Annotated in this window: 22 protein-coding genes; 6 read left to right on the top strand and 16 right to left on the bottom strand. The window is 50.2% G+C overall.

The features are described 5' to 3' along the window. Window positions 1-163: 163 nt before the first annotated feature. Window positions 164-1,060, top strand: a complete 897-nt coding sequence (locus AC6I8W_RS22155; protein WP_480372354.1) for a GntR family transcriptional regulator — start codon at window positions 164-166, stop codon at window positions 1,058-1,060. A gap of 53 nt (window positions 1,061-1,113) precedes the next feature. Further along, the gene (locus AC6I8W_RS22160) at window positions 1,114-1,899 is read left to right on the top strand and encodes an SDR family oxidoreductase (protein WP_497838285.1); all 786 of its coding nucleotides are present in this window, start codon (window positions 1,114-1,116) and stop codon (window positions 1,897-1,899) included. Window positions 1,900-2,089: 190 nt separating this feature from the next. Here AC6I8W_RS22160 and AC6I8W_RS22165 read toward each other — a convergent pair whose 3' ends face one another. The 6 genes from AC6I8W_RS22165 to AC6I8W_RS22190 form a co-directional block, all read right to left on the bottom strand. Next, window positions 2,090-4,789, bottom strand: coding sequence for a M12 family metallo-peptidase (locus AC6I8W_RS22165; protein ID WP_497838286.1), 2,700 nt, complete (start codon window positions 4,787-4,789; stop codon window positions 2,090-2,092). A gap of 289 nt (window positions 4,790-5,078) precedes the next feature. After that, window positions 5,079-5,900, bottom strand: coding sequence for a substrate-binding domain-containing protein (locus AC6I8W_RS22170; RefSeq protein ID WP_497838287.1), 822 nt, complete (start codon window positions 5,898-5,900; stop codon window positions 5,079-5,081). Window positions 5,901-5,922: 22 nt separating this feature from the next. Beyond that, window positions 5,923-6,573: a LysE family translocator gene (locus AC6I8W_RS22175; RefSeq protein ID WP_497838288.1), complete on the bottom strand. Its 651-nt coding sequence runs from the start codon at window positions 6,571-6,573 to the stop codon at window positions 5,923-5,925. Between the two features lie 120 nt (window positions 6,574-6,693). Further along, the gene (locus AC6I8W_RS22180; RefSeq protein WP_497838289.1) at window positions 6,694-9,231 is read right to left on the bottom strand and encodes a M12 family metallo-peptidase; all 2,538 of its coding nucleotides are present in this window, start codon (window positions 9,229-9,231) and stop codon (window positions 6,694-6,696) included. 597 nt (window positions 9,232-9,828) lie between these two features. Continuing rightward, window positions 9,829-10,188 (bottom strand): NUDIX hydrolase, encoded by a 360-nt coding sequence (locus AC6I8W_RS22185; protein WP_497838290.1) that lies wholly within the window; start codon window positions 10,186-10,188, stop codon window positions 9,829-9,831. Further along, window positions 10,182-10,781 (bottom strand): NUDIX domain-containing protein, encoded by a 600-nt coding sequence (locus AC6I8W_RS22190; protein WP_497838291.1) that lies wholly within the window; start codon window positions 10,779-10,781, stop codon window positions 10,182-10,184. Before AC6I8W_RS22190 ends, AC6I8W_RS22185 begins: the two co-directional genes overlap by 7 nt. 82 nt (window positions 10,782-10,863) lie before the next feature. On the opposite strand from AC6I8W_RS22190, the gene AC6I8W_RS22195 reads away from it, so the two are divergent. Beyond that, window positions 10,864-11,613: a DeoR/GlpR family DNA-binding transcription regulator gene (locus tag AC6I8W_RS22195; RefSeq protein ID WP_497838292.1), complete on the top strand. Its 750-nt coding sequence runs from the start codon at window positions 10,864-10,866 to the stop codon at window positions 11,611-11,613. Window positions 11,614-11,677: 64 nt separating this feature from the next. On the opposite strand, the gene AC6I8W_RS22200 is transcribed toward AC6I8W_RS22195, so the two are convergent. The 3 genes from AC6I8W_RS22200 to AC6I8W_RS22210 form a co-directional block, all read right to left on the bottom strand. Next, window positions 11,678-13,786: a M12 family metallo-peptidase gene (locus tag AC6I8W_RS22200; protein WP_497838293.1), complete on the bottom strand. Its 2,109-nt coding sequence runs from the start codon at window positions 13,784-13,786 to the stop codon at window positions 11,678-11,680. A gap of 155 nt (window positions 13,787-13,941) precedes the next feature. Beyond that, window positions 13,942-14,895, bottom strand: a complete 954-nt coding sequence (locus AC6I8W_RS22205; protein WP_497838294.1) for a bifunctional helix-turn-helix transcriptional regulator/GNAT family N-acetyltransferase — start codon at window positions 14,893-14,895, stop codon at window positions 13,942-13,944. 86 nt (window positions 14,896-14,981) lie between these two features. Continuing rightward, entirely contained in the window at window positions 14,982-15,479 is a 498-nt protein-coding gene (locus tag AC6I8W_RS22210) for a hypothetical protein (RefSeq protein ID WP_497838295.1), read from the bottom strand. 140 nt (window positions 15,480-15,619) lie between these two features. Here AC6I8W_RS22210 and AC6I8W_RS22215 point away from each other — a divergent pair, with 140 nt between their 5' ends. Both AC6I8W_RS22215 and AC6I8W_RS22220 read left to right on the top strand, forming a co-directional pair. Continuing rightward, entirely contained in the window at window positions 15,620-16,381 is a 762-nt protein-coding gene (locus tag AC6I8W_RS22215; RefSeq protein ID WP_497838296.1) for a dimethylarginine dimethylaminohydrolase family protein, read from the top strand. Window positions 16,382-16,762: 381 nt separating this feature from the next. Then, complete coding sequence (locus AC6I8W_RS22220) at window positions 16,763-18,106, top strand: MFS transporter (protein WP_497838297.1); 1,344 nt, start codon at window positions 16,763-16,765, stop codon at window positions 18,104-18,106. Window positions 18,107-18,225: 119 nt separating this feature from the next. On the opposite strand, the gene AC6I8W_RS22225 is transcribed toward AC6I8W_RS22220, so the two are convergent. The 4 genes from AC6I8W_RS22225 to AC6I8W_RS22240 all read right to left on the bottom strand — a co-directional run bounded on the left by AC6I8W_RS22225 (window position 18,226) and on the right by AC6I8W_RS22240 (window position 20,865). After that, a complete protein-coding gene (locus AC6I8W_RS22225; protein ID WP_497838298.1) occupies window positions 18,226-19,746 on the bottom strand; it encodes an alpha/beta hydrolase in 1,521 nt (506 codons plus the stop codon). A gap of 15 nt (window positions 19,747-19,761) precedes the next feature. Next, complete coding sequence (gene pagP, locus AC6I8W_RS22230) at window positions 19,762-20,319, bottom strand: lipid IV(A) palmitoyltransferase PagP (protein ID WP_497838299.1); 558 nt, start codon at window positions 20,317-20,319, stop codon at window positions 19,762-19,764. A 102-nt stretch (window positions 20,320-20,421) separates the two neighbouring features. After that, window positions 20,422-20,568, bottom strand: coding sequence for a hypothetical protein (locus AC6I8W_RS22235; protein WP_497838300.1), 147 nt, complete (start codon window positions 20,566-20,568; stop codon window positions 20,422-20,424). Between the two features lie 87 nt (window positions 20,569-20,655). Beyond that, window positions 20,656-20,865 carry a YdgH/BhsA/McbA-like domain containing protein gene (locus AC6I8W_RS22240; protein WP_013511516.1) on the bottom strand — a complete coding sequence of 70 codons (210 nt, stop codon included), beginning with the start codon at window positions 20,863-20,865 and terminating at the stop codon, window positions 20,656-20,658. 333 nt (window positions 20,866-21,198) lie between these two features. On the opposite strand from AC6I8W_RS22240, the gene AC6I8W_RS22245 reads away from it, so the two are divergent. Beyond that, window positions 21,199-21,861, top strand: coding sequence for a DUF3313 domain-containing protein (locus AC6I8W_RS22245; RefSeq protein ID WP_497838301.1), 663 nt, complete (start codon window positions 21,199-21,201; stop codon window positions 21,859-21,861). A 106-nt stretch (window positions 21,862-21,967) separates the two neighbouring features. Here the strand turns inward: AC6I8W_RS22245 and AC6I8W_RS22250 are convergent, their stop codons facing one another. The 3 genes from AC6I8W_RS22250 to AC6I8W_RS22260 all read right to left on the bottom strand — a co-directional run bounded on the left by AC6I8W_RS22250 (window position 21,968) and on the right by AC6I8W_RS22260 (window position 24,668). After that, window positions 21,968-22,582, bottom strand: coding sequence for a TetR/AcrR family transcriptional regulator (locus AC6I8W_RS22250; protein ID WP_497838302.1), 615 nt, complete (start codon window positions 22,580-22,582; stop codon window positions 21,968-21,970). A gap of 157 nt (window positions 22,583-22,739) precedes the next feature. Beyond that, on the bottom strand, window positions 22,740-23,483 hold the full coding sequence (locus AC6I8W_RS22255; RefSeq protein ID WP_497838303.1) for a 2-phosphosulfolactate phosphatase: 744 nt from the start codon (window positions 23,481-23,483) through the stop codon (window positions 22,740-22,742). Window positions 23,484-23,573: 90 nt separating this feature from the next. Next, window positions 23,574-24,668: a YncE family protein gene (locus AC6I8W_RS22260; RefSeq protein ID WP_497838304.1), complete on the bottom strand. Its 1,095-nt coding sequence runs from the start codon at window positions 24,666-24,668 to the stop codon at window positions 23,574-23,576. Window positions 24,669-24,970 lie beyond the last annotated feature (302 nt).

A 24,970-nucleotide genomic window follows, 5' to 3' on the forward strand; every position in this document is an offset into this window, starting at 1 on the left:
TGGATTTTATGAATCAACAAATACAATCATGATGACAAAAAAACGTCCCTTCCTGGTGCATTTGCACGCTTACCGTGCAGTTCCTGCTTTATTTCGCTGCAAAACCTTTCCCGTGTTATTGTATATTCAGACCACCACAATACACTTAAGGTACACGCTCTCCATGCAGCCTGACTCAACTGCGAGCAGTCGCCGGATCGCCCGGCAAATCCTTGACCTGATCTATGAAGCAAGATTCGATCCAGGTCATCATTTACGTGAACAACATCTGGCCGATGCGCTGGGTGTTTCCCGCACGCCAATTCGCGCCGGATTAAAAGAACTGACGCGGTTGGGGGCGGTGGAAGCTCGACCCAATCAGGGTTTCTTTCTGTTAAAGAGCGCTGATGAGCTGCAACAGCTGAGCATCGAACAAACCAAAAGTAATGATCAAACCCTGTATGAATTACTGGTGCGGGACCGCATTGCTGGCACCCTGCCGGAATCCTTTACCCAGACCGAAATCGCCCAGCGCTATGAAGTGGATCGCGGGGTACTGACACGCACGCTGGTGAAGCTGTCGGAAGATGGCCTGATTGCACGCAATGCCGGACACGGCTGGCGGTTTCAGCAGACACTCAATTCTGAGGTAGCGCTACGCAACAGCTACGGTTTTCGCCTGATGATTGAACCTGCTGCCCTGCTGACACCGCATCTGCACGTTGATCGTCAACTGCTGAAACGCCTGCGCGCCCAGCATCTGTGGCTGATTACCCACCCGGATATCACTCAGGTTCCGGCAAAAGATATTTTCGAAACCGATGCCTCGTTTCATGAGTTGCTGGCCGAGGCCAGTGGTAACCTGTTCGTGTTCCAGGCGATTCAGCAGCAGAACCGCCTGCGTCGCCTGATGGAGTTCGGCAGCTACCACAACAAACGCCGCGTGAAAGAGTGGTGTGAAGAACATGTGGCAATCATTGATGCACTGCGGGAAAACAAGCAGGAACTCGCCGCCAGCCTGATGCAAAAACATCTGCAATTTGCCTATGATCAGGTCACTATTAAGCGCCCCCGTAAATAACCGGCATCATTTTTGCACATCATGATCCTGAAAATACAATCAGGAGTGGTTTTATGGATTTGCAAATACAACATCGGGTCGCGCTGGTTTGTGGTGCGGGCAGTGGTTTAGGTCGGGCGATGGCGTTGTCGCTGGCGCAGGAAGGGGTCAGGGTCGCGGTGACCGGACGTAGTCTGGAGAAGCTGGCAGAAACCGTTAGCCAAATCCAGCAACAAGGCGGCAGCGCGCACGCCTGGCAACTGGACCTGGCGGCACCCGACAGTTTTGATCAGGTGCTGAATGATATTCGTCAACACTGGGGAGATGTCGATATTCTGGTGAATAACTCCGGCGGCCCACCACCTGCCAGTGCACAAGGCACTGATGCCGCCGTCTGGCAGCAACAGTTTTCCCTGATGGTCTCTTCCCTTATTCAGTTGACAGATAAAGTGCTGCCCGCCATGCGTCAACGTGGTTGGGGTCGCATTATCACCTCAACCTCATCCGGCGTGATTGCCCCGATTCCGAACCTGGCGCTGTCCAATGCCCTGCGTATGAGTTTGCTGGGCTGGTCAAAAACCCTGGCGACAGAAGTGGCGGCAGATGGCGTAACGGTTAACGTGATGGTGCCGGGACGTATCGCCACCGATCGCGTCAGCCAACTGGACGCGATCAAAGCGAAACGTGAGAACAGCACGCCAGACGCGGTGGCGGAGAAGAGTCGTCAGGGGATTCCGGCTGGACGGTACGGTGCACCGGAAGAGTACGGCGCGACAGCGGCGTTTCTGGCGAGCCAGCCCGCCAGTTACATCACCGGCACCGTGGTGCGGGTGGATGGCGGGATGATTGACGCGATTTAACCCGCAGCATCCGTAGCGGATTGATTTATCAAGCAATTCCAATCGCGCTGGCGTAAGACCCGCGCGATAAATCGCGCCGCTACAGACAAGAGCGCGATTTTTTTCGATTATTCCGCTGAATAGCGGCAAAAAAACCTCCATCATTGCTGATGGAGGTTAAATAGAGAAGATTTTACGTATCGGTCATCGCTTAAGGCTTAACGGGGATGATTCCTCCCAGCTTTCTGGCCGGCACCACAAATTGTTTAGACAAATTATCCCCAAGCTGGCCGACAGTGACATCAGCATTCACCTGTAACGTCTGTGCGAACAAACCTTTTTTCACCGTGAAACGTGCTTCCGCATCTCCCTTTTTGCCTTCTTCACCCGCCCACTGCCATTGATAGGTCGGGGCAGTGGTTGCCTGGGCACTGGAGCTAATTCGACCGATAAAGGTGATGCTGCTGGCATCTTCTTCAAGTGTCTCAACCGCTAACGTCAAACCATCGATAAATGCCTGATCGGTGTTTGCCTGTTCAGTCACGTAGATGGCATGTGAGCTCTCCGCCTTGCGCGCCCATTCATGATTAGTCGCGATCACTTTGACCACATAGTTACCTTGCGCCAGCCCGCTTTTAATCTGGCCTGTCTGATCGATACCGTCGGTAATCCTTTGCGTTCCCTTATACAGTTCCCATTGCCAGGATGGCTCCTCAAAATTCGCCTCCGCCTCCAGTTTCGCAGGCGATGAGACGCCTGACGTAGCTGGCCCCGAAATGGCAACTTTAGGTTCTACCACATTAACTGTGACGATAGCTTCACCCGGCACACCTGCGGCGTTAGTGGCGGTGACGCGGAATTTTGCCGCGATCCCCGCAACTTTGGGTGAGACCAAAATATCCGCCATGTGGGTTTTGGAAGGATTCAATATGATTCGTTCATCCCCCGCAAGCCGTTCCCACTTCCATGTCAGATTCTCCTGATCGCCGATGGCTGTAACATAATGGTTCCAACCATAGTTGCCGGTTTTCACCGCATTCAACACGGGCTGCTTCAGCGTCACGACTGGCCCCGCTACCGGGGAGACATACAGGTTATGTGAGTGAGTGGCACTGCGCCCACTTTCCTGATGTGTAGCCGTCACATTGACCACATAAGGCCCCGTTGCAAGGCCTGGTTTTATCTGGCCAGACGCGTCAATCCCCTCTTCGATCAGTTTACCGTCTTGATAGAGCGCCCATTGATAGTTCGCCTGCTCAAAATTCGCTTGAGCCTGCAATTTTACCGGAGCCGAAGGTGTCGTGCTGTTAGGAGCGATAATGTCAACCGCAGGGGAGACAACATTCACCGTGACGATCGCCTCGCCCTCCACGCCCGATGCATTAGTGGCGCGCACACGAATTTTTGCCGAGGTATCTGATATACGGCGCGGCACGGTAATTTCGCTTTCTCTTGACGAGCTGCGGTAAAAGATAATCCGGTCATCACCTTCTGCCAGATCCCATTGCCATGCCACCGATGCCTGATCGCTGCTGGCGGTGACATAATAACTCTGGATATCCTTTTCGTTATTTACCACCGTGATATCCGTTTGATCCAATGTGACAACAGGAACCACTATCTGTTCCTCTTCCTCACCGACCGCTGGATAAAAGTTGGCATAATATTCACGAACTTCATTAAGGCGTCGAGCCGCATTGGCGTGCTCTTTAGTTCCCATTAAATAACTCGAACCGTTGTAGTGAATATCCGGGTTTGACCAGTAATTAATGCGATTTTCAGTGCTGAATTTTTTGCTCATGATGGTTCTGAATAAATGCATGGTGCGATGACCGTATGCATATTCTTCTACGTCCGAATGGGTACCATCATAATTATGCCTCAGCCCCATATTGTGGCCCATTTCATGAGCAAAGGTATAAGCGCCTCGCCCAATACAATTCAGGCCAGTGGCAGAGAATGCCGACTCCTTAGGGGCATTGACATAGGCGATGCCACATATGGTTGGGCTATTCTCAGTACTCCCCAGCCAGACCACCAAATCAGCACGGCGTTCATCGCGGGCGATAGCGACCTGGGCACCGAGTGGCGTTTCAGGATCCTCGATAGCATAAAGATGCTCATACAAGTCGCCACTATCCTGAAGATCCACCTTCACTATACCGGCGTTTTCAAACGTGATATTGACGTTGCTTTGTTTGTTACCAACATTAGCCTCGGCAAATAATGACGCCACCTTCCCTTCTAAATCAGCAGTTTGCTGATATGCCTGTTCACTAGTCACAATCATGACTCGAATATCACTGTGTTCCGTAGTGGGTGGCAGAATCTTCGGCTGATTAAAAGGGAAACGAGGCACTTCAAGCGGTTCGGGTTCTTCAGTGGGAAACGTATCGTCGACTTTAATCAATGCATGTTCACCATTGCCTAATGCATCGATACTGTAATGCTGGCCATTAACGGTGACAGAACCGGTAATATTTCCTCCATTCCTGACAAAAATGGCCTGATTTTCTGCCACGCTTGTACCCTGTGTCCCATATCGCTCTATATCTTGCTTCGGTAAATATCCTCCCACCCATACGGCGATATTATCTTTATCTTTTTCGAAATCAGAAAGATAGTATATGGCTGTACTGCCATCTTGCATCGGCAAGACAATCTTTTGCGTGTCAGGAGAAATTAACTGTGGATTAATATTAATAATCCAGGACTCTTTCACGCGCGGGTCGTTCTGCAAATAAGCCGCTCGGGCGCTTCTCTTCGTTGTGATATTTTCATCAACAGTAAACAGTCGATGGGTATCGTCAGTATTAAATAAAGGTTGTTTATGTTCGCTAAATTCAGCATACGCCACACCCATAGCGCAACTGACGGCAATAGCCACAAATGATAAATTCCGTTTTTTCATAAATGCTCGCATGGTAGGAGGTGCCAGTCACCAAATGTTTCAAGGTATTTCCATACGCGACATTGCATGATCTCTCGTACTGATACTATAAGATATTTCTTCCCCTCCGCGCCGGAATGCTGAATTTGCCCCGAGAAGTAAGCAGAAGTTGAGCAAAACAGCTAAAACGCCCTGAGTCTGGGAATGTCACCGTTGCGGGTCTGGAAGCATCGTAATCCGGGTGGATTGTTGTTCAAAAACCCACGCGATAAATCGCGCCGCTACGCAACGTGCGGCGCGGTTTTGCCGATTAATGACGGCTGGCACAGCCGCATTGTGACATTTCGCCATGAACGTGTTTGCCATGATGCGAATGACGCACCTGCAATTCGCCCTGTTGCCATGCCCCGCTGTTGTCTACACGATTGTCCAGCAGGCGATTTAACGCCTCAGCCACCAGCAAATCGCGGCGCGGCGCCCAACTGGTGAGATGCCAGGCAGAGGAACGCGCCTCATCAACATCATCAAAACCGACCACGCCAATGTGCACCCCCTGACCGAAGTCCCGCACCGCCTGCATAGCACCGAACGCCAGCACATCATTTTCGCAGAACAATGCGTTGATACGTTCAGAGGCGCGCGCTTTTTTCAGGTAGGTCATCATCGCCTGGTACGCCAACTCACGGTCGTCGTTACCCGCCACTAAATGTTGATCCAGCGTTTTTTCTGCTGCCCTGAGACTGGCGGCAAAGCCCTGCATCTGACGCGATTCTCCTTGGGTAGCCCGCCCACGCATAAAACCAAAGCGTTGATGCCCCTGCGCCAACAACAGGCGTCCCATTTCTTCCCCTGCCGCGTAGCCATCCACGCGCAGCGCACGCTCGCCACTTAGCCAGATAGCCGGGGTCGATGTCGTCTCTTCGCCATACAGGGCGGTGAGGAAAATCAAACCCGTGATCCCCAACTCGCCAGCCTGATTCAGTAATGACAGATAATGCTCGCGTGAATCAACGTTGAGCAGCAAGCTGAGACAGCCGCGTGTGTTGAGTTGCCGCGTCACTTCATTCAACATCTTTACGCTGTTGGGATTGGTAAACTCGTCACTGACGATGCCAATAACCGCTGTTGCCATGAATTGCCTCTCCAGAAAAAGGTTAACCGCGACGGGTCAACGCCAGGCGAATCCCCAGGCCAATAAAGGTGATGCCCACCACCCGATCCAGCAGACGCTGCATCGCGGCATTTTTCGCGACCGCGCTGGCGGCCCCACCGGCTAACAGCGCAAAGCAGGTATCGGTGGCGAAACCAATCAACGCATAGGTCAGGCCAAGAATCAGGAAGGATTGCGCATGATGCGCGCCATCAATCACCACAAATTGCGGGAAGAAGGCGATAAAAAACAGCAGCACTTTAGGATTGGTGATCGAGGTGATCAACCCACGCGACAGCAGGCTGCGGGTGCTGGCAGTCGCTTTAGCGGGCGGCTCGCCACGGTTAATCGCGTCACGCCGTTGAATCAACGTGCCCCACACCATTTTGCTGCCAAGGAAAATCAGATACGCGGCACCGATGTATTTGATCACGGTAAACAGCAACGGCGAGGCGGCAATCAATGCCGTTAAACCAATGGCGCTGGCGATCGCATGGGTGCAACTGCCAAGCGCTACACCTGCCGCCGAGATCACACCAGAACGTCGTCCATTCGCCACGCTTTGTCCCACCACATACGCCAGGTCAGGACCGGGCGTAATGCAAAGTAAAAACACTGAGGCGAGAAAAAGGGGGAAATGCATGATGTCCAGCATGGTGCGCTCCTGTTGAAAACCGATAGTCGATTTTAACCAGCGCGTTACAAAAAACCACCGGGGAGCCAGAGAATTTATGGAGAAAAAAGCCCCCATCAGGTTGATGGAGGCCAGGATTGTTTACTTGTTATGGTATTTCCACGCCAGGGTCCAGTTCAGACCCACTTCCGGTTCGTAATGCAGCTGAGACCACTGACCGATCTGGCTACACCAGCCCGCGATGACACACTCGAACAGTTTGTCTTTGTGTTTCACTACATCACCGGTTTTATAGATGCGGCCATACGCCCAGTCAGGATAACCCGTAGCGTCGGCGACGGCTGGAACAATGAAGTCATCAGCAAGGCTGCCCGATGCTTTGCCTGCCGTGACGAGCACACTGACATTCATGGCCTGCGGATGCGTGGTTTTAGCGACGGTAAAACTCTGCTTTGCCTTGCCGGTGTTGCTCCCCTGAGCGCCTTCCGGCAATGCCCAGGTGTAGCCCGCCACGCTGGTTGCCGCAGTCGATGACATCACATCACCCGTGATGGTGTAACTGCTGCCGTTATCTTTGAACTGCAAACCTAACTTCAGGCCATCGATAAATGCCTGATCGTTATTCTGTACCTGGCTGGTGATGGTCAGCGCATGTGTAGCGGTTGCCGAACGTGCGCCATGCGCACTGCTGGCCGTGACCACCACAGCATAGTCACCTGCGGCCAGACCGGCCTTGACCTGCCCATTCTGATCGATACCGTTGGCAATGGTCTGCGTCCCCTGCTTCAGGGTCCATTGATAGTTGACCTGATCGAAGTTGGCAACCGCATCCAGTTTCACTGCCGCGGCGGCATCCATGCTGCCTGCACCGGTGATCACCACCGACGGGCTGACAACATTCACGTTGACAATAGCCTCACCCGACTGACCTGTCGGGTTAGTGCCACGCACGCGGAATGTCGCTTTGGTATCAGTGACATTTTTTGGCACTACGATTTCTGTGGTTCCGGCAGTGGTTGATTTAGGGTAAATCGCCTGATTACCTTCGATACGTTCCCACTTCCAGCTCAGGTTGTCCTGATCGCCGTGGGCTTTAACCTGGTAGCCAAAGCCGCTGTTGCTGGTGCTCACCACATTGATTTCTGCACGATTCAGCGTCACTACCGGCGCGGCTACGGCTGCTTCTTTGGTGATTTCAATGGTATGCGCGCTGGTGGCTTCCTGATCCATCACTTCACGGGTGGCAGTAACATTGACCGTATAATGACCCGCTTCCAGACCGGCTTTAATCTGGCCGCTGCGATCAATACCTCCGGCGATCACTTGCTCGCCTTGACGCAGCTCCCATTTGTAGGTCGGTTCGTTAAAGTTTGCTTTCGCCTCGAGTTTTACGGGCGCTGCGGTATCCATGCTGGCAGGACCGCTGATCTCGACCGCGGGATCAACCACATTGACCGTAACGATAGCTTCGCCGGTTTGTTTATCCATGTTGGTGCCACGGGCGCGAAATTTCGCCGTTACCCCGGTCAAACCTTTTGGCACGATAACTTGAGCCTTATTCGACAACTTGCCGCTCTCCAGCGTAATATTCTCGTCGCCTTCAACACGCTCCCAGTTCCAGCCCAAACCTTCCTGATTGCCGGAGGCGGTCACGCCATAGCTGGTATATTGATTGCCGGATTTAACGGCGGTAATCTCTGGTCGGTCGAGCGTTATAACGGGTGCTTGCATTATTTCATCACCCATTGGCGGGTAGAAATTAGCGACATATTCACGGCGTTCATTTAGCAGACGCGCTGCATCAGCATGTTCATCACCGATCATCTGCGAAGTGCCGTTATAACTGATTGCCGGGTTGGACCAATAATTTATTTTTTTCTCCCGGTTCATCTGATAACTCATCACAGTACGGAATACTCCGGGAAGGCTATAACCATAAGCGTAATCTGGCACAATAATATCTGGGTTTGCGTCGTCCCCGCCCCAGTTATGCTTCAGGCCAAAATTGTGGCCCATTTCGTGATGAAAGCTATAAGTGGAGCGTGCAGCACAGGTGTAACTTACCGCAGAAAATGCATCTTCTTTTATCGCATTGAGAGCACCAACCCCACAGATGGAGGTATTATTTGCATTACTACCCAAAATCACCACTAAATCAGCTTTGCGCTGTTCGCGCGCTTTAGCCACTTGGGCACCCAGTGGCGTTTCAGGATTATGGGCCGCGAACAGGCTGTCTCTGGGAACACCATTATCTTGATAATCCGCATGGAAAATGCCGGCATTCTCAAAGGTAATATCGACATGGCTGTCTTCATTGGCCTGGTTTGCCTCTTTAAACATCTGAGCAACCAGACCATCCATATCAACGACGTTCTGGCGGGCAATATCGGTGGTCACCACCAGCACCCGCACATTGCTATGTGCGGTAATTGTCGTGAAGGTTTCAGGGTAATTGAACGGTGTTTGGGCTAATACAGGCAGGGTGTCATCTTCCGACGGAAAGGAACTGTCGACTTTAATTAATGCATGTTCGCCATTTCCCAACGGATCGATATTATATTGCTCACCATCTACCACAAAAGATCCGGTAATATTGCTGCCATTCTTAACAAAAATCGCATTATTTTCTAAAGCAACCGTACCATGCTCGCCGAATCTTTCCTTATCAGCTTTTGGCAAGTACCCTCCACTCCAGACGGATATATTATTTTTATCCTTGCTGAAATCTGACAAATAAAAGGTAATGGTATTACCATCCTGTAATGGCAGGGTGATTTTTTGGGTATTTTCAGAGATTAAATTTGCATTGATATGAATGATCCACGCCTGTTCCGCTCTGGGGTCATTTTTCAGATACGCAGCGCGCACGTCGGTTTTGATATTTTCACCTTGATCAAGGGTAAAAAACTGCGACTTATCTTTTGCATTAAGAGAATATTCTTCATTCGGCATGGTGGTGTCTGCACCTGATTCCGCATGAGAAATCCCGACAGAACAAACAATAGCAATGGCCAGGGTGGATAACTTAAGATGGTTCATCAAATACTCACATTAAAATAGAAACACTTACACTAATTTAAGGTGAACAATATCTCTAATCGCCAAACGAAAACCAGAGGATATCTCTTTGCAGCGGGAAGAATCGTCTTTGATAACGAAATGACATTCATCATGGTTGATTGCGTGGAGATAACAGAATTATAAGGTAGCACAATCAATTAGAATAATATTTTATCTGAACACACAAAAACGTTTCGTTTTTGTGTGTCTGGATAATTAAGCCTGAATAGTGGGGAGCGATTCGAGATGGGTAAAAATGGTCAACCCCGCCTCGCGTCCAATGCGCACATCGTTATCTGCACCAGCCGATGCACCGGGCAGGCGCAGTATCGCCTCGCAGCACTGAATTAAACGATGGGCAACCGGATAGAGAAATTGCTGGCTGATCTCATCACCAATCGTTTCGGATCCCGCCACCCGTGCCAGCGGTAACGCCAGCCACTCACCAATCAACGGCGTATGTCCCTTGCGATAAACCTCCAATGCAACCTGCTCCATGCTGCGCAGGTTGGCATGAATCAGTGCCTGATCGCCATTGGTGCCACTGCGTACCGGTCCCGCCAATAAAATCAGCATGTTGTTTGCTCGCCATTCAGGCGCAACGCCAGGTGTTGTAGCAGCATGATGGTTTTCGCGTCCATGATCTCGCCGGTTTCAATCGCCTTCAGTGCCAGGGCTAACGGCCATTCCAGCACTTCAATGTCCTCACCTTCTTCGGCTAATCCCCCTCCCCGTCCGCTACGATCCTTGTCCTGATACTCTGCGAGAAAGAAAAAGAGTTTTTCCGTCACCGATCCCGGACTCATAAATGCCTCGAACACTTTCTCGATACGCTGAATGCGAAAGCCAGTTTCTTCCTCGGCTTCAGCAATAATGCGTTCTTCGGGTGACGCATCATCCAGTAACCCCGCTGCCGCCTCAATCAGAAATCCATCGTGACCGTTGAGATAGATCGGTAAGCGGAACTGACGCGTCAGCACTACGCGGTTTTTTTCACGGTTAAATAACAGCACCACTGCACCATTACCACGATCGTAGGCTTCACGATTTTGTTCCTGCCAACGACCATCGGCACGTAAGAATTCGAATGTATATTTTTTCAGGGTGTACCAGTTATCCGAGAGCAGCTGTTCCCTGATGTTTCTGACTCGCGGTGAGGTTTCTTGCATGATTTGCTCCTGTTGAAGGTGACATTTTTTACGCTAGCATGCATAATCGTGCACATACAAGCACAACCAAGAAAAAACTCGCATGCTATCCAGTCAGCGAAAACAGCAAATCCTCGCCATTCTGGCCGAGGAGAAGCAGCTGCAATCCAGTGACCTGAGTCAGCGCTTTGCCGTATCCGAAGACTCTATCCGTCGTGATCTCAGAGAGTTAGCAGCGGAAGGTTTGTTACAACGGGTGCATGGCGGCGCGCTACCGGTATCTGCCGCCGTGGCTCCGTTCGAAACACGCAAAAGCGTGCAGATAAGCTCAAAGCAGCACATCGCGCTTAAAGCGGTGCAACTGATTCAACCGGGTCAGGTGGTGATCATTGATGGCGGCACGACGACGGCAGAGATGATCAAATTGTTGCCAGCGGACCTCGCCTTTACCGCAGTCACCCACAGCCCAAGTATTGCCATGGGGTTACTGAATTTCCCCCGCGTTGAGGTGATTATTATCGGTGGCCGCCTGTTTCGGCATTCCATCGTGACCGTCGGTGCTGAGATGTTGGAGTCGATTGCCCGCATTAACGCGGACCTGTTTTTTATGGGCGTGACTGGCGTACATAAAACTGCCGGTTTGACGACCGGCGATTATGAAGAGGCGGGAGTGAAGCGTGCTTTGGCCGCCAGAGCCGCCGAAACTGCGGTGATGGTGTCAAAAGAGAAAATGAACTCTGCATCCGCGTTTGCTATCGGCGATCTGTCTCTTGTCAGCACCCTGATTGTTGATGAACCCTTTGATGGTGAAATGGCACAGTGGCTGGCAACTAAACACATTAGCGTGATTTAATCACCTGGTGATCAAAATACCTCCGACATTGCTGACGGAGGTAAATAATCATTGTACTTGCTCTTTAACGGATCGATTTCATCGCTGGCACGATAAATTCCTGTGTCACCTTATTCGATACCTGACCGGCAATGACCTCGGTTTCCAGCTTAAGTGTCTGGGTGACGCGACCTTTTACCAGGGTAAAACGCATTTCTGCCTCACTGCTTTTACTCATCCCATCAGCCAGTGTCCACTGGTAGGAGGGTTGGCTGGTTGGCGGGGAGGTAGAGTTGATGCGGCCAATAAAGGTGATATGGGTGGCGCTCTCATTAACGGGTTCAACTTCAAGTTTCAGGCCGTCGATAAACGCCTGATCGGTATTCTCTTCACCGATAACCTCAATGGTATGCGAACTGGTCGCTTCCTGGCCTAATATTGCCCGCGTTGCAGTGACAATGACCTCATAATGACCACTTTCCAGTCCTGACTTAATATGTCCCTCCTGGTCGATACCACCGACTATGACTTGGTTACCTTTTAGCAACTGCCATGTGTAGAGTGCCGCCGGAAAGTTCGCTTGCGCGTTTAGTTGCACAGGTGTCACTGCTTCCATGCTGTCAGGGCCGGTGATGCTGACCGCAGGATCAACCACCTTCACTGTAACAAGGGCCTCTCCCCTTTGTTTCGCTACGTTAGTTGCACGCACACGGAATGTTGTAGAGACATTCGATAAGAGTGCCGGCACAGTAAAGTAAGCATTTCTTTGTTGATGATTGGACACAGATATTTCTTCGCTTCCCTCTATACGCTCCCACAGCCAAGTCAGGTATTCCTGGTCGCCAGTGCCGATTACGGTATATTCCACATCATGACCTTGTGTTCTTACCGCCGTAATTTCTTTGTTATCCACTTTGACAATGGGGGCAACCATCTCTTCCTGATCCATGGGAGGGTAAAAGTTGGCAACATACTCACGTCTTTCATTGAGACGTCTGGCCGCATTAGCCTGTTCATCGCCCATCATTTGTGATGTACCGTTATGGCTGACAGCAGGATTAGACCAAAAATTTATTCTTGGCTCGTCCGCCATCGGGTAACTCATAACCGTACGGAATACACCAGGAACACTGTAACCATAGGCATATTCAGGAAGAGTTTTATCTGGATCATCGTGGTCAGTTTCCCAATTATGCATCAACCCGATACTATGCCCCATCTCATGGTGCATAGTATAACTGCCGCGCGATGTACAATCCGGACTTACAACGGAAAATGCCGTTTCCTTAGTGGCATTTACATTAGCTCCTCCACAAAAATTGGTATTTTTATCACTCGCCATGACCACCACTAAGTCTGCCCGACGTAGTTCACGAACTTTAGCAATCTGTGCACCAAATTCCGTTTTTGGGTTTTTAACTATTTCAAAGGTATGTTCCAGATTTCCCCTGTCTGTATAGTTCGCGTGGAATATACCCGCTTCTTCGAAGGTAATATTGACATGACTTTCTTCATTGGCCTGATTAGCCTGTTCAAACAAAAGCGTAATTAACCCCTCAATATCAGCTGACATTTCACGAGCCTGATTGGTGGTTACCACCAGCACCCGAATATCACTGTGTTCGGTTGTTGGGTTAACAGTATCAGGAATACTCAAGGGAATAGCGGGCGATGATGTCAGGAAGGCATCTTCGTTTGGAATGGTTCTATCTACTTTAACTAAAGCGTGCTCACCATTTCCCAATGAATCGATGCTATACTGCTCACCATTCACAGTTATGGATCCGGTGATATTCTTGCCATTTTTAACAAAAATCGCATTATTTTCTAAAACGGCCGTACCATTATCACCATATCTTTCTCTATCTGCTTTGGATAAATAACTACCCTTCCAGACAGAAATACCACCCTTCCCTTGGTTAAAAGCAGAAACGTAATAAGTTATTTCGTTACCATCGTTAAGTGGTAAGCTGATTTTCTGGCTATCAGCAGAGATCAGGTCAGCATTGATATTAATTATCCAAGATTTTTTCACTCGCGGGTCGCTTTTAAGCTTAACGGCGCGTTCACTTCTGTTTATAGCATCATTGTCATCATAGGAAAAAAAATTATGTGTATCCTGAGAGATAGCACAAGCGGGATTAATTGAGAAGAGAATAATAGCCGCAAGTGTGGATAACTTCATTGTTTTCATAAATTCTCGCATTGATCATAATTGATAAATAAATGATTTCAAAATAATTCAATGCGCAACATAACGTTAATAATGAGGCTCGTACTATGGGATAGTTCTATACGATTGTCAGGAAATATATAACCAAACGCCCCTCCAGTACGCAAAGACAGACATCATAGCAATCCTTGGGGAAAGATACGGGTAAACTGCTGTTCCAGCACGGTTTTCCCCCATTGATCGCCCTGCCATTCGTCGGTCAGGGTGAAACCAAAAGATTCATACAGGCGGCGGGCTGCATCCAGCCCGCTGAAGGTCCACAGCTGAACGGCACTGAATGCCTGCTCATCACAAAATGCCATCGCCTCACTGAGTAATTGACGCCCAACTCCCGCGCCGCGACAACCCTCATCCAGGATAAACCAGCGCAGGTGCGCTTCGTTTTTGCCCAGGTCTTCACCATCTATTGCCACAGAACCCACTATACGACCCTGCTGGCAGGCGACCCAGATCTGATTACGTGGCGAAGTCAGACGTTCGGTAAATTCTGCCAGACCCGATGCAACCCGGCCTTCAAAAAAATGCCCAAACCCGTGCTGACGCGCGTAGTAGCTGCCATGCATCTCGGCGATGCGGCCAATTAATCCTGGCTGGTAGCCGCTGGCAAGGGTGATCTCCGGGATGAGGAGTTGATGATTGCGGCGCGCCTGGAGCGCCTGAGCATAGGCGGATAACCCCTGCGCGACTGCGCGCTGCTGCTCGTGGCTCAACTGTGCCAGCGCCTCCACCACCTGAGTGGTGCCATAAGCATTGATGCTGGCGACGCTAGCCTTGCCCTGCTCAGTCAGCACCAGTTGTTTCATCCGCGCATCCTGAGCGGAAGGCAACTCGGCTAACTCCCCGGATTTGATCAGTTTAGCCAGCATACGGCTGACACTGGATTTTTCCAGTCCAAGGGTCTGAACCAGTTGTGCGGCGGTCATACCCTCATGGCTGGCCACTTCCAGTAAAGTGTGAACCGCAGAAGCGGAGTAGTCGGTCGCCGCCAGGGTGGTTTGCATAAACCCCAGTTCGCGCACCATCAGGCGCGAGGAAGCACGTATCGTTTGAATCAGGGTTGAGTCAGTCATAATCGTCAATAAGGTTAAACAAGGTTGTATCATACAACCATCTTCCCCTTCCTTATGTCAAGATACGAAAGCGTCCCGCGTGCAACTTATTTTCCAATGGAATCGTCATCAACCATGGATGCCGCATAGCATTGCGTGTTGAGCGATAATGTTTCTGATTTCTTCGCCCCGGCACCAATATACTCTACGGTAATCACACAATTCGTCGTGGACATTATTTGGTGATTTATAGCAGGGTCGTCATCGTCAGCCACTACCGAGCTACTCAGGAAGGAAGGGCCGGATTTCAACAAAATAGATGTTTCTTTTTTGAGCAATTTATCACTCTCGCCAATATTCGCCATATTATTGATTTCATAACCAGGCACCTTGATGCTGACTCGTTTGATAGCCACATCCACTTGCCCATTATTTGAGATAAGCAGCGACAGATTTTTAGGAGAACTACTGACTATGGAAGCATCCACATAAATTTGTTTGCTGTAATAAAATTTATCTGCCAAAAAAGCCACCCCAGAAAAGAATATTGCGGCAGCGGCAAGAAATTCTGATGCAAGCGTTATTTTTTTCGCCAGAGTACTCATATTGGAAATCCTTATGCCTTGTTATGTAAGCACATTATAACGAGCCGATTTTCGTTATTAAATATTCTCGCGTGGCTATCTTTAGCCCGCCGGACCAGATAGATTTGTTGCAGACAAAACCATGACTTAAGGACAGACAGATGGCTTTTACCCAAATCATTGCTCGACTCCCGGCTGAAAACTGCGCAGCGGGCCTGACCACCGCTTCGCTGGGTGCGCCCGATGCAGAACTGACCCGCCGCCAGTTCTGGGAATACCTTAACGCCATGCTCACGCTCAGATTAAAGGTGACGCTGTTGCCAGCCGAAGCAGATTTCCCTGACGCACATTTTGTTGAGGATACTGCGGTGGTGCTGCCTGAACTGGCGGTGATTACCCATCCTGGTGCACCTGCACGGGCGGGTGAAGTCGAGTCGATGAAAACGGTGCTGAAAGATTTTCGCCCACTGAAATTAATGAGTGACAAAGGCACGCTCGAAGGCGGCGATGTGATGCTGATTGATAAGGCGTTTTACATCGGACTGACCACGCGGACCAATGAAGCCGGTATCAGTGAATTTGCCAGCCTGGTCGAACCCTTTGGTTACAGCGTCACTTCTGTTGACGTTGATGAGGGATTGCATCTGAAATCAGCGATCAACTATGTCGGAAAAAACACCCTGATTTCGACCGAAAAATTTGCCCGTTTGCCGCAATTCTCCCAATACAATCATCTGGTTATTCCCGACAATGAAATGTACGCCGGAAATACCTTGCTGATCAACGGAACGCTGATTACCCCATCCGGTTACCCGGCGACGCTGGCGCAGCTGCAAACGCTGGATATGCCGATTATCCAGTTGGACACCAGTGAAATTCGTAAAATGGATGGTGGACTGACTTGCCTGTCCCTCCGGTTTTAACGTAGCGAGATGTCAGGACAAGTAAAACCGTCCTGACATCCCGAATCAACACCATGTGGTTAAACAGGGACAGCCGTTTTATTTAATTATAAACCGCACGCATTGCTTATAAAATTTTGTGATCTACTTCAAATAATTATTTATACAACAAGAATAGTGGTAAAAATACCCCGCTTTGTTATGCAAATGCACATTGCCTTATAACAGAAACAATCTTATCGTTTTCTTATTGAAAAACAGGTGACGAATTTCAATTAAGTTGTGATTAATGCAAACGATAAAAAACGTTACCAGAATGTAAATAATTAATTTACTCCAGCCATCCATGACTTGAATGATTCATTATTTATATTTTTAATTTTAAGTTTAAGGTGGTGTCACATGGTTCAGCTTAATAATGTCGAGGGTATTACTGCCGCAAAAAAGACCAATGTCAGGTGGCATATTGTTATTATTCTTTTTATCATCACGGCAGTCAGCGTAGGTGACCGATCAACGCTGGCGATTGCCGGTAAAGACATGTCTGCCGCGCTCGGCATCAACCCCAGTCAGATGGGGTGGGTGTTCTCAGCCTTTGCCTGGGCTTACTGTCTGGCGCAGATTCCTGGTGGCTGGTTGCTGGATCATCTGGGATCGAAAAAAGTCTATTTATCCGGCTTGTGTTTGTGGTCAATTTTTACCTTATTACAGGGGTTTGTAGATATTTTTCACGGTTACGGGGCCATTGTCTGCTTCACTGTTCTGCTGTTTTTGGTGGGTCTGTGTGAAGCCCCGGTGATGCCGGGTAATAGCCGCTTTGTCGCCGCCTGGTTCCCTTCGAAGGAGCGTGCAACTGCTGCCGCAATTTTTAATTCAGCGCAATACTTCGCTACGGCTATTTTTGCACCGATCATGGGATGGTTGACACTGAATTACGGTTGGCAATCCATTTTTATCTTTATGGGTGTGCTGGGCATTGTGATTACTTTTTCTGCTGCCAGAGTCGTACATAACCCGTTAAACCACCCTCACGTGAACCGTGAAGAGATTGAATATATTCGTCAGGGGGGAGCACTGGTGGATATGGATCAAAGCAATGTTAAAACCCGCCCGGGAATTGATCTCAAGGCATTTAAGCAATTGGTGACAAATCGTATGTTACTGGGGGTTTATCTCGGTCAGTACTGCATCAACGTTTTGACTTTCTTCTTTATTACCTGGTTCCCGCTCTATCTGGCGATGGAAAAAGGACTCGATATTAAAACCGTAGGTTTTATTGCTGCTATTCCGGCCATTTGTGGTTTCCTCGGCGGGTTAATGGGTGGCGTTATTTCGGACCGTATTTTGCGCATCACCAAATCCCTTTCTATTGCACGTAAGACCCCCATCGTGCTTGGCATGCTGCTGTCGATGGTGATGGTGCTGTGTAATTATGTAGACTCGATTTATCTGGTAGTGTTGTTTATGTCTTTAGCCTTTCTTGGTAAAGGCATCGGTGCCCTGGGTTGGGCCGTCATGTCGGATACCGCCCCTAAAGAAATGGCCGGTGTTGCCGGTGGTTTTTTTAACTTATGTGGTAACTTCGCCGGGATCATTTCGCCGGTAGTCATTGGTTACATCGTTAAAGCAACGGGACATTTTGAATGGGCGCTGGTGTTTGTCGCCATCCATGCGTTAATTGCTATTTTCAGCTTCGTGGTGATTGTCGGCCCAATCAAACGTATTGAACTGAATAAAGCACCATAAACGTCTCTACACCGGCGTGTGCAGTTTTCATCATTTACCCTCACGAAATGGCATGAATGTGACGTTTTCAGAGACTAAACAATTCAGTCGCCATTTCTATTCGGAGAATTTTTGCTTTTTTACTGCCCGGCAACACAGGCAGCAACATCCGGCTGATGGCTACAGGCGATGTGGTGATTAATGCGCGCCATCATATAGGAAAAAAACGGATTGGAATTGGCACGCATCAGAGTATCCAGCCCAACACTCAGCGTATTGGTCTCACCCCGTAATGAAATCGCCCCGAGACTGATACCCGACTGATTCTTTTCTGTTGGTTGCAGCCCATACAATGAATCCGTCAGCGGGAATGGCACCGCAACATGGGAAAGGGAATACATCCCCACCGGCCAGGCGATATGCAGCGGTTGAACCGTTTCCGTTAGTTGGTCTGCCGGAGTGTTACGCGCCACAGTGTCGGCGGTAGTGCTCGTCGCATTGGTGATCACCGTTGTTGCGTACGGACGCGGCGCGGCCGGTAGCAAGTTACTGACGGCGTTGTTCAAATCAGGGCGTAATAAGGCGTGCAGTTCAGCAGCTTGATTAATATCGAAAATCACCAATTGATTACCGCGACTTTGCAGATAACGATACAGCGACGCCACCACCGCGCGAGTGCTGACGGTGGAATCCATCACCGACTGGAACGTCAACACCGGTGCCAGGTGAGCCAGCCCCTGCTGGCGCGATTGCTGCAAAATTTGTTGTTGGAGCGCCTGAGTCAGTAGCCATGACTGACGCGCTGCTTTGACCGGAAACGAGTTGTATTTATACGGGTTAAACTCTGGCATCACATTCAACCATGCCGCTTTGGCAAAGGCCGGAAGCACCGCCGGCAGGCCCGCCAGACCGGCGAAGCGGGCAAAGGTTGTCACGCCAATCATCGGCGACAGCAGTACGATCTGTTGAGGCTGGCGCAAACCTGGGTCGTTGAGCGCATCCAGCGCATACTTCATCGCCAGCGCGCCACCGTTGGAATACCCCACCAGATGCAACGGCACCGCCTTACCGCCAAGCCTTGTCGCCTCACGCACCGCCAGCCGGGTCACCGCCAGCCACTGCGCCCAGTTCACGGTGGTTAGCGCCCCAGGGGCGGTCCCGTGTCCCGGCAGGCGCGGCACCACAGCGACAAATCCCTGCTGGCGGTAATCTTCCGCCAGATAACGCATGCTGTAGGGAGAATCCGTCAGGCCATGCAGCAACACCACTGCACCGCGTGGTGCCCCCTGTGGCAGCAAAATAAACGAACGATTCCAGTCTGGTTGAAAACGTGCCGGATAAACCAGGCTTTGCACGTAGTAGCGATTGAGGGGTGTTTTTTCATCGTCGCTCAGGGTGTCGGTGATGTCGCGCTTCATCTCGGCAAAAATCAGGGCTTCCCGTGCCTGATAATCTGCAAAGGTGGCATGATCGATCTCTTTTTCGCTCATCTCATCCGCTGACCAGGTATGCCAGCGCTGCAATGGCGCACCGCGTTCTGACTGATAAATGCGTGCAAGCAAAAAGATTGCGGCAATCACCACGATGCCGATCAGAATAATTTTCAGCAACGAGATCAGGGTCGGCCCCGGTCGGTTTAGCCACTGTCTAACGCGCACCATATCTTTATCCGTGGTTTAAAAAGCGAAACGTAACCATGCGAACAGCACATTGCCGTTGTTGTAGGTGCCGGGAATATAAGTGAATTGCACGGTGGCGCGCTTGTAACCTGCCGAGAACAGCGGCAGTACAATCGGCAGCGGCACATAATTAGCAAAGTCATCGCGCGCGGTGATGCCAGCCGTCAGACCAAGCCCAAGGCGAAAGTCACGGGCATTATCAAGATACCAGCCCTTTTCCCAGCCGTAACCGACGATCGGTTGCCACATATTATGTGAGTCTTTAAACATCATGGCGTAGAGCGCGCTCCAGTTGCCATCTTCATTATAACGGGAGACGCCAAATCCGCCGCCCCAGGGCGTTTCATTGTAGTTGTCGGTTTTTTCTTTGTCGTAAGCAAAACGGGCATGCCAGGAGATAAACGGCAGGTAGAGATCGTAATTTTGCGGCTGCTCCCAGGTCTGGGAAATATCATTGGTTAACCAGTTCCAGCCCTCGCTGATCGTTCCCTCAGCCTTCGCCGGTGATACACAGAAAAACAGCACCACATACAAAGCCGCCAGAAAACTTCGCATGATTTATCCTTCAGAAACATTTAAATAGATCCTAAAGTCTGGGAAATTTCTGAGGGATTTGCAAATCAAGACAATGGGAATATTGTTTCTGGTCAGGTTGGGTTAATTTTTTTCCATTAATTCGCGCACCGTCGAGATAAATTGCGGCCAATGACGGAAACGGATAGCGGGCATGTTGGCATGCCGATGTGATTTGAGCGACTGAACAAATGCCGCAGCCTGAGCCGCGATTTCCTGATTATGGTGCATATTATTGCCCTCTCATATCGCGCAGTTTTCACGCATTCATGGCCTGCCAAAACCGGCGCGATAAATCGCGCCGCTACAGAGGGTGTCTTATTTGGTCAGTTCAGCCGACAGGTAAGCGCCGTTATCCACGCGCGCACCGGTGATTTTGTAGGATGCGCCTGCTTGTTTTGCCTGAGCGGCAATTTTGGCTTCCGCACCATCCAGCGTCGAAGCAGAAGCGGTAATGCTTTGTGCGAAGCTGCCAAAAGAAACCAGTGACAGAGCAGCAACTACAACGAAAGTTTTGATTGATTTCATGGTCATTTCCTCAGTGATACTTTTAAGTTGTGGAGCGTTGTGCCCCGATGAGAGAAAGAATAGACCTGTCACCCGATGAGTAAAAGCTGAGCGTTTTGCTGAAATAAATCAAAAAAATTGAATATTGAAAAATTACCCCTTCCCGCGCTAAACCCACCCCCGTCAGAAACATTTTGTTGACAGTGATTGAATAGCATTGCAAAACTATACCGTACAGTTATAGAGTGGCGCAGCGCGAAATCCCGTGCTGTTACTGCACGCCTGGCAGCGTCAATTCACGTTCAGCACTGACGTCATGGTGAGCAACCTATTCTTTATATTCAGGATATTTAAATGATGATGACACCACGTACCTCACGGGCCGTTTTGCTTACCCTTTCGGTTCTTCTGACCGGTTGTGCCAGTAACCCACCTGTACGCTATGCGGGAATTGATTCCACAGCGAAGATGACGGCAAACCAAGGCGACGATGCCAATCGTATCCCCTTCCAATATGCGACAGCGGTTGATTGGTCCAAATACCGCAGCATCATCATTGAGCCAGTCAGTATTTATCAGGGAAAAGATGGTCAATTTAACGATATGCCAGCCAGCGATCGCCAGAGACTGGCCAGTTATATGCAGGAAAAATTTACCGAGACTTTAAGCCCGCGCTTTCGCAACGTGACGACCGTCAGCCCGGATACGCTGCGCTTGAAGTTGACACTGACCGGAGCTGACACCACCACTCAGGTGGTAGGAACCTTCACCAAATTTGATTTGGCCGGCGGCCCTTACAACATTGTGCAATCGATTCGCGGCGGCGAGGGAATGTTTAGCGGCGATGTTAATTATGTTGTTGAAATATATGATGCGTCCAGCAATAACCTGTTGCACGCCTATACGGCAAAGCAATATCCCAATGCCATGAATATCTCAGCGACCTTTGGTTCGCTCAGCGCGGCAGAAGTCGGTATCGATAAAGGGGCGGAACAATTGGCGAACCTGCTTAAGTGATGAGTTTCGTGATCATCCTTTGCCCCATCCACGGTCCGCGGTATGCAAACGCTGTAGAACGGTGCTTTGCCGCGGTGATGATGCCCGGTAGCCTTCCTACCGGGCGCTAGCGTTTCGCACCGCTCAGGAATAGATCGACGCTATTAATAACCATGCTCTTTATCTGGGCATCGGTGTAACGTGGCAATTCCCGTTGCAGAAAAATCCCATCAAGTTCTGCTTTAACCAGGGCAGTAAACTGCTGCGCACGTAGCATCGGTTCTGCTTCCTTCAACTCCCCGAGCTTCATCGCCTCGGCCATGACCTGCGCGAGTTTATGCATACTTTCGTGAATACCCGCATCCAGGAACAGTTTGCCAATATCCGAATGCCCTGCTTCACCGACCACGACACGATAAATCTGCATCGCCTGGTTGTCACCACCCAGTACTTTGAGCATGCCTTCACCAAACTGAACCAGTTTCTGTTCAAGGCTCAATGCCGTGCTTTCGGTATCACTCAATTGCGCCGCCGCTTCATTAAGAAAACGGGTGCTGTAAGTGCGAACAACGGTCTCGAATAACTCTTCTTTAGAAGAAAAGTAATTATAAAGCGTGGCTTTAGACCCCCCCACCAGCCTCGCGACTTCGCTCATGGAAGCACGTTCATACCCCATTTCCTGGAATAAACGGGAAGCGGCGTCAATGATGGCCTGACGGCGTTCTTCAGTCAGAGTTCTCATTTTTTTCCTCAGACGGAACTGCATTGTAGGTTAAAGAGGCTCAATATTACTGTGGATCTGTTTACCGAACCGTTCAGTTTTTGAAAATGCAGTATGCCACATCTTCACCTCTTGATACAGGCAACGCACATTGCTTAACCCGCGCTAAATCGCGCCGCTACGAGGCAATGCAGGGGGTAAAAAAGTTGTCGATCAGTAAGCAGGCAATGTCACTCTTATCCAGTGCCAGGCAAAGATCAACATCGACCGTAAAGCCTCTTTCAATCAACTCCAGCGCCGATGCACATTGCTTTAACGAAGCAAAATCGTGCTGCCACGCAGATTGATATGCCACCAACGCCATATCCGCTTCCGGTGAGCGTAGGCGTTCGCCCAAAGCCTCGATAATTCCACCCGCCGCCACATAATCTTCAATCGCCGGACGCAGGCTACCATCCGGCCAACGTTCACCGCAGGGGATCACCAGTATGCGTTTGAAATGCCGACAGGCAACAGCTGTGGCCTGTCGATTACGCAGTCCGGCAGTGAACACCTGCGCGCCCTTCTCCCGCGCCTTAAACGCGACAGTTGAACCGTTGGGTGATGGCAGTACCAGCCGAGTTCCAGCGGTTATTTTTAACAAGGATGCGGGGGATAAGGTAAAAGCGTGTTCCGAAAAACGACGGTCGATGCTGGCGGCCTGAGAGCCAATTTCAGCGGCATAGCGTTGAGCCGAATCATTCTTCCACGGCCATGGGGCAATCAATGCTCCCTTCTCATTCGCCAGACTGACACAGGTAGAAAACGACATCACATCCACCACAATCACGCAGTCTACGTCCTGTGCCAGATGTTCTGCGGCACTGCTGCCCCATTCAAGGCGAATTTCGCAGTTGTGTTGTGAAAAATAGTGTTGCGACATTGTGGGTATGCACCATGGGTAGCGACGCGATCGATTGCGCGCATTATACGCAAGCAGCGCGATAAATCGCGCTGCTACGTTCAGGTGAACTTATTTCAGCGCAATACGTGCCACGCTGTCTTTACCCTGGGTGGAGTTGTCTTTATTAAACGCCTGCTTCAGGGAAACATACAGCGTTTGACCATCCGCAGAGACCAGCAGGCTGTTCGGATTGGTGTCGAATGACCAGCTGTTTTTCACCGCATAGCTGGTCGCGTCCAGCTGCAACACTTTTTTCGACTCACGCTGCGAAATGTAGATCTCATTGCGTTTAGCGTTGAACTTAATGCCCAGAGCATCGCCCGGAATGCGTTTGATCACTTTGCCGGTGTGTTCGTCGAATACCAGGGTGGTTTTACCTTTGGAATCATCGGTGACGAACAGGCGGCCAGTAGCCGGATCTTCGGCCATATTCAGGAACAGATACTCCTTGCCATCACCCGCCGTCCAGCGCTGTTCAATTTTGTGGGTGCGTGGATTGATCACCACAATTTCACCGGCACCATTGGCAGCATAAACGCGTTCAGTCAGCGGTGAGTAGATGATACCCGTGACCCACTTACCGGCGTTCTTGATGGTGGTTTTCAATTTGAAGGTTTTGGTATCGACCACCGAGATAAAGCCCGGATCAGCTACCCGACCAACGTACAATTCATCGCCGTGCAGCAGCATTTCACGTGCACCCGGCACATCGCCGTCTTTATCTTTCTTGCCACCCAACATCAGACGTTCCAGCACTTTGCCGCTCTGCGCATCGACTTTCGACACGCCACCATCCAGCGAGTTGGTGGTGTAGAACACGCTACCTTCGCCCTCAATCGCCATGCCGAAGTTTTTCAGATCGGTATGGGTTTCGCCTTTGGTCGCCAGAGTCGTGGGGTCGAGACGATAAATCATCCCGCCGTTTACATCTTTGAAGCCCTGAGCACTGGCAACAAACAACGCATTCGCTGCCGGTGAGTACGCCAGTTCATACAGGCCATCACCCAGTACGCGTTGGGTCAACTGCGTATCCGCGGGTTTCACCGGCGTAGCAGCAACAGGTGCTTCTGCTTTTTTGGCCGGAGCCTGACAGGCCGTCAGGCTAAAGGCGGCGATGACGGCGGCAGCAATGGCGGCCTGGCGCGGGCTGAAAAACGATTTCATTCTGAACTCCATCAATGGATAAACGGATTCCGGCAGGCCGTAGCCATCACGGAAGGAACGTAGAAAGAATGAGAATCATACGCATTAACGGAAACTAAGCAAATTAGCCGTAAACAATGGGTTAGCAGAGATGAATCACCTGTAACGTAAACGCGATTTTCAGCTGAAAAATACCCGGTTTCAACGCGAAATCCCCGGCTGAATTAAGTAAACGATAGCAATTAAAAGGTCATCCATCACCCTATCCGATTGATTTAAATCACCTATACAAATGTTTACATAATTGAATGAAACCTTTTTAG

Source organism: Pantoea sp. X-Soil-TKNS-1211 (assembly GCF_059730495.1).

Excerpts from the sequence above, each read along its gene's own strand:
- AC6I8W_RS22255 (WP_497838303.1), bottom strand. The coding sequence starts at position 23,483 with ATGTCGCAACACTATTTTTCACAACACAACTGCGAAATTCGCCTTGAA.
- AC6I8W_RS22220 (WP_497838297.1), top strand. The coding sequence starts at position 16,763 with ATGGTTCAGCTTAATAATGTCGAGGGTATTACTGCCGCAAAAAAGACC.
- AC6I8W_RS22165 (WP_497838286.1), bottom strand. The coding sequence starts at position 4,789 with ATGAAAAAACGGAATTTATCATTTGTGGCTATTGCCGTCAGTTGCGCT.
- AC6I8W_RS22215 (WP_497838296.1), top strand. The coding sequence starts at position 15,620 with ATGGCTTTTACCCAAATCATTGCTCGACTCCCGGCTGAAAACTGCGCA.
- AC6I8W_RS22205 (WP_497838294.1), bottom strand. The coding sequence starts at position 14,895 with ATGACTGACTCAACCCTGATTCAAACGATACGTGCTTCCTCGCGCCTG.
- AC6I8W_RS22225 (WP_497838298.1), bottom strand. The coding sequence starts at position 19,746 with ATGGTGCGCGTTAGACAGTGGCTAAACCGACCGGGGCCGACCCTGATC.
- AC6I8W_RS22185 (WP_497838290.1), bottom strand. The coding sequence starts at position 10,188 with ATGCTGATTTTATTGGCGGGACCGGTACGCAGTGGCACCAATGGCGAT.
- AC6I8W_RS22240 (WP_013511516.1), bottom strand. The coding sequence starts at position 20,865 with ATGAAATCAATCAAAACTTTCGTTGTAGTTGCTGCTCTGTCACTGGTT.
- AC6I8W_RS22155 (WP_480372354.1), top strand. The coding sequence starts at position 164 with ATGCAGCCTGACTCAACTGCGAGCAGTCGCCGGATCGCCCGGCAAATC.
- AC6I8W_RS22160 (WP_497838285.1), top strand. The coding sequence starts at position 1,114 with ATGGATTTGCAAATACAACATCGGGTCGCGCTGGTTTGTGGTGCGGGC.
- AC6I8W_RS22260 (WP_497838304.1), bottom strand. The coding sequence starts at position 24,668 with ATGAAATCGTTTTTCAGCCCGCGCCAGGCCGCCATTGCTGCCGCCGTC.
- AC6I8W_RS22235 (WP_497838300.1), bottom strand. The coding sequence starts at position 20,568 with ATGCACCATAATCAGGAAATCGCGGCTCAGGCTGCGGCATTTGTTCAG.
- AC6I8W_RS22195 (WP_497838292.1), top strand. The coding sequence starts at position 10,864 with ATGCTATCCAGTCAGCGAAAACAGCAAATCCTCGCCATTCTGGCCGAG.
- pagP (WP_497838299.1), bottom strand. The coding sequence starts at position 20,319 with ATGCGAAGTTTTCTGGCGGCTTTGTATGTGGTGCTGTTTTTCTGTGTA.
- AC6I8W_RS22210 (WP_497838295.1), bottom strand. The coding sequence starts at position 15,479 with ATGAGTACTCTGGCGAAAAAAATAACGCTTGCATCAGAATTTCTTGCC.
- AC6I8W_RS22200 (WP_497838293.1), bottom strand. The coding sequence starts at position 13,786 with ATGAAAACAATGAAGTTATCCACACTTGCGGCTATTATTCTCTTCTCA.
- AC6I8W_RS22250 (WP_497838302.1), bottom strand. The coding sequence starts at position 22,582 with ATGAGAACTCTGACTGAAGAACGCCGTCAGGCCATCATTGACGCCGCT.
- AC6I8W_RS22190 (WP_497838291.1), bottom strand. The coding sequence starts at position 10,781 with ATGCAAGAAACCTCACCGCGAGTCAGAAACATCAGGGAACAGCTGCTC.
- AC6I8W_RS22245 (WP_497838301.1), top strand. The coding sequence starts at position 21,199 with ATGATGATGACACCACGTACCTCACGGGCCGTTTTGCTTACCCTTTCG.
- AC6I8W_RS22170 (WP_497838287.1), bottom strand. The coding sequence starts at position 5,900 with ATGGCAACAGCGGTTATTGGCATCGTCAGTGACGAGTTTACCAATCCC.
- AC6I8W_RS22175 (WP_497838288.1), bottom strand. The coding sequence starts at position 6,573 with ATGCTGGACATCATGCATTTCCCCCTTTTTCTCGCCTCAGTGTTTTTA.